This window comes from Gimesia benthica, from assembly GCF_009720525.1.
GTDB lineage: Bacteria > Planctomycetota > Planctomycetia > Planctomycetales > Planctomycetaceae > Gimesia > Gimesia benthica.
The window spans coordinates 5,248,836-5,260,880 of sequence record NZ_CP043930.1 but is presented as its reverse complement, the minus strand read 5'-3'; the positions used below and the strand labels follow the sequence as shown (position 1 = coordinate 5,260,880).

12 protein-coding genes are annotated in these 12,045 nt (G+C 53.0%); 8 read left to right on the top strand and 4 right to left on the bottom strand.

What is annotated here, in order from left to right:
* Window positions 1–251: 251 nt before the first annotated feature.
* Both F1728_RS20435 and F1728_RS20430 read left to right on the top strand, forming a co-directional pair.
* Complete coding sequence (locus F1728_RS20435; protein WP_145442583.1) at window positions 252–989, top strand: EF-hand domain-containing protein; 738 nt, start codon at window positions 252–254, stop codon at window positions 987–989.
* Between the two features lie 57 nt (window positions 990–1,046).
* Window positions 1,047–2,396, top strand: coding sequence for an outer membrane protein assembly factor BamB family protein (locus F1728_RS20430; RefSeq protein ID WP_155365627.1), 1,350 nt, complete (start codon window positions 1,047–1,049; stop codon window positions 2,394–2,396).
* Between the two features lie 30 nt (window positions 2,397–2,426).
* On the opposite strand, the gene F1728_RS20425 is transcribed toward F1728_RS20430, so the two are convergent.
* Together F1728_RS20425 and aroC are read right to left on the bottom strand one after the other, a co-directional pair.
* On the bottom strand, window positions 2,427–2,846 hold the full coding sequence (locus tag F1728_RS20425) for a secondary thiamine-phosphate synthase enzyme YjbQ (protein WP_145043458.1): 420 nt from the start codon (window positions 2,844–2,846) through the stop codon (window positions 2,427–2,429).
* Window positions 2,847–2,865: 19 nt separating this feature from the next.
* The gene (aroC, locus tag F1728_RS20420; protein WP_155365626.1) at window positions 2,866–4,008 is read right to left on the bottom strand and encodes a chorismate synthase; all 1,143 of its coding nucleotides are present in this window, start codon (window positions 4,006–4,008) and stop codon (window positions 2,866–2,868) included.
* A gap of 227 nt (window positions 4,009–4,235) precedes the next feature.
* On the opposite strand from aroC, the gene F1728_RS20415 reads away from it, so the two are divergent.
* A complete protein-coding gene (locus F1728_RS20415) occupies window positions 4,236–4,988 on the top strand; it encodes a DUF1614 domain-containing protein (RefSeq protein WP_155365625.1) in 753 nt (250 codons plus the stop codon).
* Here F1728_RS20415 and F1728_RS20410 read toward each other — a convergent pair.
* Entirely contained in the window at window positions 4,981–5,625 is a 645-nt protein-coding gene (locus F1728_RS20410) for a TlpA disulfide reductase family protein (protein ID WP_155365624.1), read from the bottom strand. The genes F1728_RS20415 and F1728_RS20410 overlap by 8 nt on opposite strands.
* Before the next feature lie 126 nt (window positions 5,626–5,751).
* Here F1728_RS20410 and F1728_RS20405 point away from each other — a divergent pair, with 126 nt between their 5' ends.
* The 5 genes from F1728_RS20405 to F1728_RS20385 all read left to right on the top strand — a co-directional run bounded on the left by F1728_RS20405 (window position 5,752) and on the right by F1728_RS20385 (window position 10,811).
* Window positions 5,752–6,558, top strand: a complete 807-nt coding sequence (locus F1728_RS20405) for a sulfite exporter TauE/SafE family protein (protein ID WP_155365623.1) — start codon at window positions 5,752–5,754, stop codon at window positions 6,556–6,558.
* Between the two features lie 57 nt (window positions 6,559–6,615).
* Window positions 6,616–7,575, top strand: a complete 960-nt coding sequence (locus F1728_RS20400) for a M28 family peptidase (protein ID WP_228030259.1) — start codon at window positions 6,616–6,618, stop codon at window positions 7,573–7,575.
* A 61-nt stretch (window positions 7,576–7,636) separates the two neighbouring features.
* The gene (locus F1728_RS20395; RefSeq protein WP_155365622.1) at window positions 7,637–8,995 is read left to right on the top strand and encodes a cytochrome ubiquinol oxidase subunit I; all 1,359 of its coding nucleotides are present in this window, start codon (window positions 7,637–7,639) and stop codon (window positions 8,993–8,995) included.
* Window positions 8,996–9,000: 5 nt separating this feature from the next.
* Complete coding sequence (cydB, locus tag F1728_RS20390) at window positions 9,001–10,041, top strand: cytochrome d ubiquinol oxidase subunit II (RefSeq protein WP_155365621.1); 1,041 nt, start codon at window positions 9,001–9,003, stop codon at window positions 10,039–10,041.
* Window positions 10,042–10,283: 242 nt separating this feature from the next.
* A complete protein-coding gene (locus tag F1728_RS20385) occupies window positions 10,284–10,811 on the top strand; it encodes a hypothetical protein (RefSeq protein ID WP_145190597.1) in 528 nt (175 codons plus the stop codon).
* On the opposite strand, the gene F1728_RS20380 is transcribed toward F1728_RS20385, so the two are convergent.
* Entirely contained in the window at window positions 10,812–11,975 is a 1,164-nt protein-coding gene (locus F1728_RS20380) for a sulfotransferase family protein (RefSeq protein ID WP_155365620.1), read from the bottom strand.
* Window positions 11,976–12,045: the final 70 nt, after the last annotated feature.

Here is a 12,045-nt window from a genome sequence, read left to right as displayed (position 1 = left end):
GGGCGTTTTTTTGTTTAAAACAGCTGACTTTGGAGTCATCTTTCGAACTGAATGAAATTCTGGTGAATAGCGAGTTTTTCGAAACATTTTCTCATCTTCCGTGTTTGATCTTTGTAGCTTGAGTTCCAGCAGTTACGTTAAGACAGGCAAGATCGGGCAGAGCTTCTTCTGCCCCCTTTCGACGGTCTTTTCTGTAACCTTTTTGATAGAATCAACTTAACATTTCTAATTTCCAGTTCGGAGACTCTCAGATGCGTTTGACTCGTCTACTTTCAGTTGGCACGACCCTGCTCGCTATCAGTGCCACAAGCATGCTTTCAGCTCAACCTCCTGAAGGAGGAGACCGTCCCGAGCGTGGCAATCGCCCCGAAGGTCGTGAACGGGGTCCCCGTGATGGAGCTCCTGGTGAGCGTGGGCCACGTGATGGTGAACGTGGTCCGCGTGATCGTGGTCCGGGAGGACGTGGCAATTTCATGATGATGCTCCCGATTTTCGTCGTCCTGGACGTCAACAAAGACGGTGAAATCTCCAAAGAAGAGATGGAAAACGCCACTGCTTCGCTGAAGAAACTGGACAAAGATAAAGACGGGAAACTGTCACAGGAAGAACTCCGTCCTGACTTCGGTAACTTTGGTCGTCGTGATGGCGATCGTCGTGGTCCCGGTGGCGGATTCGGTGGTGGCTTCGGACGTCGCGACGGCGATGGTGGCGGGGACTTCGTGGAACGCATGATGGCCAACGACAAAAACAAAGACGGGAAAATTACCAAGGACGAGCTTCCCGAACGTATGCAGAGGATGTTCGATAACATCGACACCAACAAGGACAAGGCGCTGGATAAAGCAGAACTGACTAAAACTGCAGAACAGTTCAACGCCCGCTTCCGCTCGCGTGGTGGAGATCGTGGTGACCGTGGTGGTGATCGAGGACGTCGCAATTCAGACGGCGATCGCCCGAAACGCCCCGAATCGGACAACTCTGATAACTAGAGACCCATTGTTTCCGTCTGGTTCACCAGCGCATTCTGTTTTTCAAAGGACGATTTTATGCAGTCCCGCGTTGCTGTCTTCGCTTTGTTGATGCTGATTTCCTCAAGCGTTCAGGCAGACTGGATGCGTTTTCGGGGACCAAACGGATCGGGTGTTTCTGACGAAACACAAGCTACGCCTGCCGAGTGGAGTAGTCAGAAAAACCTGAAATGGAAAGTGGCTCTACCAGGGCCCGGTTCATCCAGCCCGATCATTGTGGGTGACAAAGTGTTTGTCACCTGCTGGTCGGGCTATGGGATGAGCCGGAATGAGCCGCCCGGAGACCAGAAAGATCTCAGACGACATCTGATCTGCCTGGATCGCAAGACCGGTAAAATACTCTGGGATCGCAGCGTGAAACCGGTGCTGCCCGAAGATGTGTATACCGGTATGTTCGCTGAACACGGCTTTGCCTCACATACTCCCACTTCGGATGGGAAACACGTCTACGCCTATTTCGGCAAGTCGGGAGCCGTCGCGTATGACATGGAAGGCAATCAACTCTGGCAGACCATCATCGGAGATGAACTCGACCCCCGTCGCTGGGGCTCGTCTTCCAGTCCGATTCTCTACAAAGACCTGCTGATCATCACTGCTTCTGCAGAAAGCGAAGCCATGGTGGCCCTGAATAAGGAAACCGGCAAGGAAGTCTGGCGTCAGGAATCAACGGGTTTCAACGCCACCTGGGGGACTCCCATCGTTGTCCCCGTCAACCAGGAGCGGACCGACCTGGTGATCGGCGTCCCTTATGAAATCTGGGGACTGAATCCTGAAAATGGAAAACTCCGCTGGTACTGTGAGGCCATGGACACTGACACTTACTGTTCCAGTGTGATCGCCGGTAAGGACGGCGTGGTGTATGGCATTGAAGGACGCGGTGGCGGATCGATCGCAGTCAAGGTAGACGGCAGTGGCGATGTGACCAAGTCAAACGTGCTCTGGTCGGGCCGGGATGCGAATCGTATCGAAACACCGATCCTTTATGACGGACGCATCTACTTCTTCTCACGCGGCATCGTGAACTGCATCGATGCCAAAACGGGCGAACGGATCTTCCGGGGCCGACTGGAATCCGATAGCGGATCAACGGCCAGTGAAGAACCTGCCAGAGGCGGTGGTTTTGGCGGAAGACGGGGAGGCGGCGGTTTCCGCGGCAGTGATTACTCCTCGCCAGTGGCTGCAGATGGTAAAATCTATTTCGTCTCCCGCTCCGGTGAAACGTACGTGATTAAAGCCAGCGACAAACTGGAACAGTTGGCCGTCAATCGTCTGACAACCGACGAAGAAGATTTCAGCGCCTCGCCTGCCATCGATGGGGGCGACCTGTTTATCCGCTCGGACAAGCACCTGTATTGTGTCGGCAAATAAGCTGTGGTGACAGGCGCTGGTCAACAGCGCCTATTCGCCTTGAATCGTGACGACCAGCCGTCGGCTGCCACCGTGGTTGCGATGCTCGCAGAGATAAATGCCCTGCCAGGTTCCCAGGCAGAGACGCCCGCCGCTGATGGGGATCGTCAACGAATTTCCAATCATGGATGCTTTCACATGCGCCGGCATGTCATCGGGACCTTCGCAGGTATGAATATAGGGAAACGATTCCGGGGCGATCTTGTTGAACGACATTTCCAGATCGACGGGGACATCCGGATCAGCATTCTCATTGATCGAGAGTGAGGCGGAGGTATGCATGATGAAGACATGCATCAACCCGGTTTCAATCTGAGACAGTTCAGGAACTTCACTGAGTACTTCCCGAGTGACGATATGAAAACCGCGCGGCAGCGCGGGAAGTCGGATCTGTTTCTGTATCCAGGCCATGAGATAAGGCTCCTTCCTGTTAGACGTGGTCGGGCCGCTCTGGTGCCGCTTCGCACTGCGCCCGCCAGCGTAACCAGTGATCGGCCAGCGTGATGGCCAGCATGGCTTCCGCGATGGGGACGAAGCGGGGCAGCAGACAGGGATCGTGACGGCCCTTGGTACGGATCGTCGTCGCTTCCCCTGAGCGGGTCACGGTAGGCTGTTCAATCAGCAGGCTACTGGTCGGTTTCACTGCAGCACGGAAGACCAGCGGCTGTCCGGTGGAAATGCCTCCCAGGCTGCCACCGTGTCGATTCGAATCGGTACTGATGACCGGCGTACCCTCATTTTGTTCCGCGACGAAGTGATCGTTATTTTCACTTCCCCGCATGGTGGCACAGCCAAAACCGGAACCATATTCGACTCCCAGCACCGCCGGGATGCTGAATAATGCTTTTGCGATGTCTGCCTTGAGTTTGTCGAATACCGGCTCACCCAGTCCCGGAGGAACATTCAGGGCCACGACTTCCGCGACACCGCCAATTGAATCCCCGTCTTTGCGGATCTGATCAATAAACGAGATCATCTCCTGTGCCAGACCGTGGTCCGGACAGCGAACGGGATTCGGTGTCCCATCGGCAAACTGTTCGACTTGTTCTGTGGTGATCGTGGTGGGGTCGGCAATCTCGGCTTTGAGATGCCCTACCTGGGTGACATAGCCGACGATCTGTCCGCCGAACGCGGTCTGCAGGATTTTCTTGGCGACAACACCCGCAGCAACGCGCACATTGGTCTCACGGGCACTGGAACGCCCGCCGCCACGATAATCGCGGAATCCATATTTGGCGTCATAAGTGTAGTCGGCGTGTCCCGGGCGATACTTGTCTTTGATATCGCTGTAGTCTTTGCTCCGCTGATCCTCGTTCCGGATCAGGATGGCAAGACTCGTGCCGGTGGTCACCCCTTCGAAGACGCCGGCCAGAATTTCCGGATGATCGGCTTCTTTTCGCTGAGTGACAATCTTGCTCTGCCCGGGTTTCCGCCGGTTGAGGTCGACGAGCAGATCTTCCACGCTGATCGGGATTCCCGGGGGAACACCATCAATAATAACTACATTGCCCGGACCGTGGCTTTCGCCAGCTGTTGTGATCCGAAAGGCTTGTCCAAATGAATTTCCTGCCATACTTTGAATTGTAGCGGGACGTCGGGGAAAATCATCCTCACCAGATGTATCTGGTAGTCGAATTCACCGAGAAGGTAGGAATTGTTCGGAATATTCCCGCTGAAAACCTGCAGAATTGCGACTTCAGCCGCTAAAATGTCGCGGGAGTCGGCCCGGCGCGCCGGTCTCCTGTGTAAATGTATCCAAGTACCGCTCTGTCGCAGAGATAGACTGGAAAGAGTAACCCCGTGTCGAGCCCGCAACCGAATCCCTACGCTAATGCCCAGGCCGCTGGTTGCATGCTATTCAGCCTGATGATCTTTCTGGGATGCATCCTGCCCCTGATGTTCGTGAATCTGGCAGAAACCGCACTGAGAAACCTGCATTTGAGCCCCATGGCTGCGGTTCTGGTCCTGTTTGGCATGATCTTCGGTTCGCTGATCAACTTCCCCATCGCCCGCTTCCCGCTGGATAAAGAGGTGAATGTTCCCTACTTTGGCCCCTTGGGAGGCGTGCAGATCATGCCTCAGATGCAGAAACTGCGTCAGGAAGCGATCGTGGCCGTCAATCTGGGAGGCTGTGTCATTCCGGTCCTGCTGGCGATCTGGCTCTCGCGATACATCTTTGCAGGAGGTCAGATACCCACCCTGGCTATGATTTTCGGTATGGCGTTGAATATTCTGATCTGTAACCGCACGTCGCGACTGGTACCCGGCATGGGAATTGTGATTCCCTTTTTCATCCCTCCGCTGGTAGCTGTCTGCTCCACGATTCTGGGTTTTGGAATCCTCGCCCCGATGGCGGGTGAAGTCGGTCGCGACTTCGAAGCACTGCGTGCCCCGGTTGCTTTCGTGATTGGAATTTCCGGCCCCCTGATCGGTGCTGACCTGATGCACTGGAATGACTTCAAAAAACTGGAAGCTCCCTCCATCAGCATTGGTGGCGCGGGAACCTGGGACGGGATTGTCCTCTCCGGTCTGATCGCGGCCCTGGTTATTTAGCCTGCTGCTGTTCGACCAGAGATTTCAGAAAGGGGATCACGTCCTTCTGATAGGTATAGCCCCCTTTGCCATAGTTACCATGATCATTGTCAAAGCGTTTAGCGACTTTCCCCTGGCGATCAAAAACATAGGTCGCGGGCATCGAAGCCAGCTCGATGGAAGGGAAGAATTCCTCAGCAGCAACATTACTCAGGATATTGGGAAAGTGCGCTCGCTGTTTTGTCAGGAACTGCTTCACCTGAGGGCGGAATGATTCCGGCGGGTGCCGTTTCCCGCCGAAGTAATCACAATTGAACGAGATACAGACCACCGATTCGGGAAACCGCTGCTGCAAAGCAACGAAATCCGGGAACTCCTGTATGCAGGGGGGACAGGAGGTCGACCAGAGATCGACGACAACAATCTGGCCGGCGTGTTCTCGAATCAGTTCTTCAACGCGCCGCCAGTCCCCGATTTCCAGCGGAACGGATGAAACTGACTCATTGGACGCCTGGGAAGGGGAAGCAGCCTCAGTGAGATCCGTCGATTCCGACGACTGGCAGGCAGAGCTCAATATCAGAAGTGTCGAACAGAACACGGTGGTCCAGAACGACTTTTCCTCAAAAAAGATTACGGGGGTTTGCCGTAAATTCACCATGATTGACTTGGTACTCTGCTGCGGAAAATTTTACACTGAGACGCCAATAGCATGGCATTATACCCCCCGATGCAGATGACGACCATCGGTAACTCTTTCCCCGAGACAGAATAGAAAGTCAATCCCTTGGACTGGTGGCAGAATTTATTACTGGCTGGCGTCGGTGTGATTGCAGGTATGCTGAATGTTCTGGCCGGCGGTGGCTCTCTGATCGTCATGCCAACGATGATCTTTCTGGGAATTCCGGGGGCCGTCACAAATGGAACGGCCCGCGTGGCGATCCTGGGACAGAACCTCACAGCGATCGCCGGTTTCAGGCAGAAGGGATTTTCCGACTTCAAGCTCAGTTTTTCTCTGGCGCTGTGTGCGTTGCCCGGTACTTTTCTAGGGGCGTTCCTGGGAACCAAAATCACAGGTGTCTGGTTTAACCGTATCCTGGCAACCGTGATGCTGGGCGTGCTGGTCTCGATGATTCTGGGACAACGCAAAAAGAAAAAACCCCCACAGAATGTCACTGAGGAACTGACAACCGGATCAGAAGAAGTGAATACGGCAGCAACAGAGCCGGCAGAATCCGCAGGCCATTCGGTGGCGGGACACCTGTTGATGGTACTGGCTGGCTTTTATGGCGGTTTCATTCAAGCAGGGATCGGGTTTATCCTGATTGCAATCATGAACAACCTCATGAAGATCGATCTGGTCCGCACGAACATGCACAAGGTCTTCATTGTCGCAATTTACACCATTGCCGCCATCGGTATTTTTGCCTGGCAGGGTAAAATATACTGGGCAACCGGATTGTACCTGACAGTAGGGATGTCCATTGGAGGCTGGATCGGTTCACATCTGGCGGTGAGTAAAGGAGAGTCATTCATACGCACGGTGCTGTATGTGGCTATAGTTTGTATGTCGATCCGGTTATTATTGATGTAGAATCTACCTTCGCGGGATGACCATTTTTGAACGGATTTTTCAGATAGCAGGCAGGAAATGCAATTTACCCAGGCAGGCAGACGCGTTCTCTTACTCTTTTTCCCGTTGATGATCGGGACTGTGTACTTCGTCTGTCTGGTAAACAACGCTTGTGCCGCCGAGCCTGAATTTAATGCATCCCGTTCCTTCGGCTACCTCACGAAAATCTGTCGTTTGAAATCGCGAGTCAGCGGTTCAACCGGCATGGCGGAACAGCAGAAACTGATCGCCGAACATTTTCGCGAGCTGAAGGCCCAGGTCAAGTTTCAGTCCTTCGATGCGCCGCATCCCATCCGGGGCACTCCCGTGCGGATGAACAACATGATCGTCAGCTGGAATCCGGATGCCAAACAACGCATCCTGCTGGCCTGTCATTACGACACACGTCCCTTTCCCGATCGCGACCGCTACAACCCGCAGGGTCTGTTCATCGGTGCGAACGATGGTGCAAGCGGTGTCGCCTTTCTGATGGAACTCGGCAACCTGATGTCTGAGCTCAAAATCAGCCACGGCTACGGAGTCGATTTCGTTTTCTTTGATGGCGAAGAACTGGTCTTCCGACAGAACGATCCCTATTTTCTGGGTTCCAAGTATTTCGCAAACCAATATAAATCGGAACCGCGCGACTACGAATATGTCTACGGCGTGCTGTTCGACATGATTGCCGATAAGAATCTCGCGATCTACATGGAAAAGAACAGTATCAAGTATGCTCCACAGCTGACTCGCAGCATCTGGCTGGCAGCACAAAAAGTGGGGGTCAGGCAGTTCATCCCCCAGGCAAAATTTGAAATCCGCGACGATCATTTACCCTTGAATGAAATCGCGGGGATTCCGACCTGCGACATCATCGACTTCGATTACCCGGCCTGGCATACCACTCGGGATGTTCCCCGTGCCTGTTCGGGTGCGAGCCTGGAAAAAGTGGGCAAAGTCATGATTTACTGGTTACAGAATATTCCCGAAGTTAAAAACTAAACTTGAACCAGGGCACGTGGCGAAAGCCAACCCCTGATCACAGCGTCTGGATATCAGAGGAATGCTGGATTCACTCCTGTTACATCGCGTGCAGTTTGCTTTTACCGCCTCGTTTCATTATCTGTTCCCCCAACTGACAATGGGCCTGGCACTGCTGATTTTTATTCTCAAGACACTGGGACTCCGCGGCCACGCCTGGGCCGATGTCGCCGCTCGCTTCTGGCTGAAAATATTCGGACTGACCTTTGTCATGGGGGTGGTCACCGGGATTCCGCTCGAATTCCAGTTTGGCACAAACTGGTCACAACTGGTGAAGTCCACTGGATCGATTCTGGGCCAGACCCTGGCGATGGAGGGGATCTTTGCCTTCTTTCTGGAATCCGCGTTCCTGTACCTGTTGATCTTTGGGGAAAAGAAACTCAGTAAGAAACTGCACTGGGGGGTCTCGTTTCTCTTACTGCTAGGTACCTGGCTGAGCGGCTACTTCATTATCTGTACCAATGCGTTTCTGCAGCATCCGGTAGGCTATCGCATCGATGAGAACGGCGTCTACCACCTTACCAGCATCTGGGCACTGCTGAGTAATCCCTGGGCACTCAAACAATATCTGCATACGATGACCGGCGCCGTGATCACGGGCAGCTTCACCATGTCTTCGATCGCCGCCTACCATCTGCTGAAACGTGAGCATGTGGATATTTCGAGGAAGTATTTGAAGGTCTCCGTAATCGTCGGATTTACAGCCAGTCTGATCGCCGTCATGCCCACCGGAGACTGGGAGGCGAAACAGGTGCTGAAGCATCAGCCTGTCAAGTTCGCAGCCATGGAAGGCCACTTTCATACCGAAGATGGTGCCGGCATGGTTTTGATCGGCCAACCCAACCTGGATGAACTTAAGATCGATAACCCGATCATTATCCCCAACGTGCTTTCCTTTTTGACCTATGCCAGTTGGAATGCGGAAGTAAAGGGATTGACCGCCTACGATCGCGATCTCTGGCCGGACAATATTGAACTGCTTTACTTCTCATATCACATCATGGCCGGTTTAGGCACGATCTTCATCGCGCTGATGGGACTGAGCAGCCTGATGCTGTTCAAAGGGAAATTGCACACCACGCGCTGGTTGCTCTGGCTGCTGATGCTTTCGCTGCCCTTTCCCTTCATCGCGAATACGGCAGGCTGGTTTACTGCTGAGATCGGTCGACAGCCCTGGTTGATTTATGGATTGATGAAAACCGCAGACGGTGCCTCCCGGAATATTTCGGAAGGGAACGTGATGTTTACCCTGCTGGGCTTTCTGGGACTTTATCTGCTGTTGTCCGTGTTGTATTTTTTCCTGGCTACCCGCCTGATTGCCCACGGACCGGACAGACTGCCACAAGTTGATGCTGAAATCGCTACTGAAGAGGGTATATAAGCGAGATGGAAACACTCTGGTTAATATTGCTGGTCTTTATGATTGCCACCTATGTCGTGCTGGATGGCTTCGACCTGGGAATCGGGGTCCTGCACCTGATCCTGCCCAAAAATCGGTCGGAACAGAAACAGATCATGCAGTCCATCGCTCCTCTGTGGGATGGAAACGAAGTCTGGCTGATCGCCGCGGGTGGCACCATGATGATGGCCTTTCCGGGATTTATGAGTGCGATGTTCAGCGGCTTCTATCTCCCCCTGACGATGGTCGTATGGCTGTTGATCTTCCGGGCCATCAGTATTGAGCTGCCGCACTTTCTCGAAGATTCCCTGTGGGTCCATTTCTGGAATATGATGCTGTTTGTCTCCAGCGGACTGTTGGTCATTATTCCGGGAGCGGCAATGGCGAATGTTTTTCGCGGCGTCCCCCTCAATGCAGAAGGTGACTTCTTCGAACCACTGTGGACCAATTTCCGAATCGGCAAGCAGACAGGCATTCTGGACTGGTTCACGATTCTGGGAGGCATCACCTCCGCAGTGATTCTGCTGCACCATGGTGCACTCTGGCTGATTGCCAAAACAGACGGCGCAATTCAACAAAGAGCACAAATGAGTGCCAACTGGTTATGGGGAGGCTCCATCCTGCTCACTCTGATCATGTTCCCCGCCTGTTATCTGGTCCAGCCCCATGCTCAAGCGAGTATCTCTGATCATCCGTGGATCTGGATTCTGCCCGTCCTGGCATTCCTGGCACTGGGAAGCACGCTGTTGCTCCGCAGACTGAATCGCCCGATGTTCGCGTTCCTGTGTTCGGTCGGATTTATCTACCTGTTCATCTTTGGTGGCACCGCTGCGCTCTACCCAAATCTGCTACCCGGGCTGAATCCGGAGCATCATCTGACGATTTATAACACGTCGCCGTCTCCCGAAAAGCTGGCCGTCACTCTCTGGTGGTGGATTCCCGGGATCACTCTGGTCGGCGTTTATTTCACGATCCTCTTTCGTTCACTACCAAAAGTCATTTCCGCTGCAGCGACCGACGACCATTGAAATCACCAGGAAGGATTGCTGTCCGCATCAACTCCGATTCCCAGAAGCGTAGGAAAATGTTGCTGAAAAACAACAAATCCCTGCATCCCAGTCAGCCTGTTTTCAATCCGGACAAAATGTCTGCTTCGCCGTTTTCTCCATGTTTCCTCCCTCAGCCGGTCTGCACAATAAATTTTCGCTGGACGCGTTTCATCTGAAACCGAATTTGTTAGACTTGAAACTGAGCAGACGGGAAGATTGGAATGGCGACATTTCAACAGATCAAGGGGGTTCCCCCATCAACACTCAAGGATGTACCCATTGTGGCAGATACAATTCCCGGCATTATTGTCGGCACACTCCTGGTTTTATTCGGAGCAGGATTGATTCAGTTACATCGCACTTCCTGGTTTCATCGTCAGCATGACGATGAACTGAGCGATGATGACTACCAGTTCTTCTCCAAACAATATCGCAGGCGGATGCAAACCTCGGGACTGCTGATCCTGATTGGTTTCCTGATCGTCATTGGCGATGCTCCCTACATGCCCTGGAAGACCTACCCGGGGCTCTTCGCCGTCTACTGGGGCGGTATCCTGCTGATCGCGTTCTGGGTGATCCTGAGCGCGATTGCTGACATGAGTGCCTCGCGCGTCCGCTCGACGACGTTGATCTCACGGATTCAGGACCAGCAGCGGATCCTGGAAAAGCAGCTGACAGAACTCAGACAGAAACAGCACCGGAAATCAGAGTCGTCTGAGAAAGAGAATAACGATCAGTCAGACGCGTGATCAGGAAGCGACACGGGCTTTCTTGATGAGGGCATCGGAAGGCAGCCGTTCGTAGCCGAACATCTCGAAGGCTTTCTGCCAGCGTTCGTAGATCTTCTTTTCCTGGGTGGCGTCCATTTCATATTTGTTTTTCTTGTAGGATTTCTGATCCTTCAAATACGGCTGCATGTTCTTTTCCAGGTCTTCAAACCCGGTCAGGTTCAGATGCTCGTAGACTTTTTTCAGTTCACTCACGGGATCGGCAGTAAGATCTTCAAAGCTGACTTCGTGTAATTGTCCTTCCGGAACAATCTGGCGATCCCGCTCGTAAACGTGCAGGTGATTGACGTAAATGTTCGACATATCCTCTTCAAGTTTTTCCATGTCGAGCGGGGCAAAGCCGTTGTCGCCAAACATGGTTTTCCGCAAGTGCAATGTCGAATTATAAACCTTGTACGGGTTGCGATGGATATAGACGAACCGGGCATCGGGGAACATATCCAGCAGGAAACGGATACGAAACGTGTGTGTCGGCGATTTCAACAGCACACGCTTATTACCACCAGAGCGATAGGTCAGTTTCTGCATGAAGTAGCGGAAGGTATCCCGCCAGACTTTGTCTTCTTTGGGAGTCAGCTGATCGAGTTCATAAAACCGATCATAGACTTCGGGCTGATCACTGAACGCGATCGCCAGGTAGGGGGACATCAGGTGCAGTAACAGGATCGATGTTTCATCTTCTTGTGGCAGGTCCCAGGTGACGGGCATATTGTCCATCGGCCGCTGTTTGGGAATCAGATGCTTAACGACATGTTTCAGCACGCGTTCGGTCAGCAGAAAGTGTGAGGGAAACAGCATGGCTCCCATATTGGGATAGATAAACTGCTGATCCATCGACATCAGGTTATGCAGCAGCGTGGTGCCACTCCGCCAGTGACCGATGATGAAGACCGGTGATTCGAGTTTTGTCTGCTTGACTTTGCGACTGTAGATCAGGCTTTCGAGTCCACTCAAACAGGAATTGGAAAGACTCAGAACGCCTGAAGAAATCAAACGGTAAATACCGGACCAGCGAATAGTAGGACGCAACCGCATCAGTTTGACGAAGTTGACAAAATCGATGCCGGACCAGACGCAAAACGGGCCCTGGGTCGATCCATTTTTATTTACCGATTGTTTGGTCATCTGCAGAGAGTGTCCTACACTTAATCAACGCAATTCAACGCCTGCCTGTCGTGGTGTTGCCCGCCTTCAG

What these genes read in the sequence shown, in the direction of transcription:
- F1728_RS20395 (WP_155365622.1), top strand. Translation starts at nt 7,637, where the DNA reads ATGCTGGATTCACTCCTGTTACATCGCGTGCAGTTTGCTTTTACCGCC.
- cydB (WP_155365621.1), top strand. Translation starts at nt 9,001, where the DNA reads ATGGAAACACTCTGGTTAATATTGCTGGTCTTTATGATTGCCACCTAT.
- F1728_RS20410 (WP_155365624.1), bottom strand. Translation starts at nt 5,625, where the DNA reads ATGGTGAATTTACGGCAAACCCCCGTAATCTTTTTTGAGGAAAAGTCG.
- F1728_RS20380 (WP_155365620.1), bottom strand. Translation starts at nt 11,975, where the DNA reads ATGACCAAACAATCGGTAAATAAAAATGGATCGACCCAGGGCCCGTTT.
- F1728_RS20425 (WP_145043458.1), bottom strand. Translation starts at nt 2,846, where the DNA reads ATGGCCTGGATACAGAAACAGATCCGACTTCCCGCGCTGCCGCGCGGT.
- F1728_RS20385 (WP_145190597.1), top strand. Translation starts at nt 10,284, where the DNA reads ATGGCGACATTTCAACAGATCAAGGGGGTTCCCCCATCAACACTCAAG.
- F1728_RS20435 (WP_145442583.1), top strand. Translation starts at nt 252, where the DNA reads ATGCGTTTGACTCGTCTACTTTCAGTTGGCACGACCCTGCTCGCTATC.
- F1728_RS20430 (WP_155365627.1), top strand. Translation starts at nt 1,047, where the DNA reads ATGCAGTCCCGCGTTGCTGTCTTCGCTTTGTTGATGCTGATTTCCTCA.
- F1728_RS20400 (WP_228030259.1), top strand. Translation starts at nt 6,616, where the DNA reads ATGCAATTTACCCAGGCAGGCAGACGCGTTCTCTTACTCTTTTTCCCG.
- aroC (WP_155365626.1), bottom strand. Translation starts at nt 4,008, where the DNA reads ATGGCAGGAAATTCATTTGGACAAGCCTTTCGGATCACAACAGCTGGC.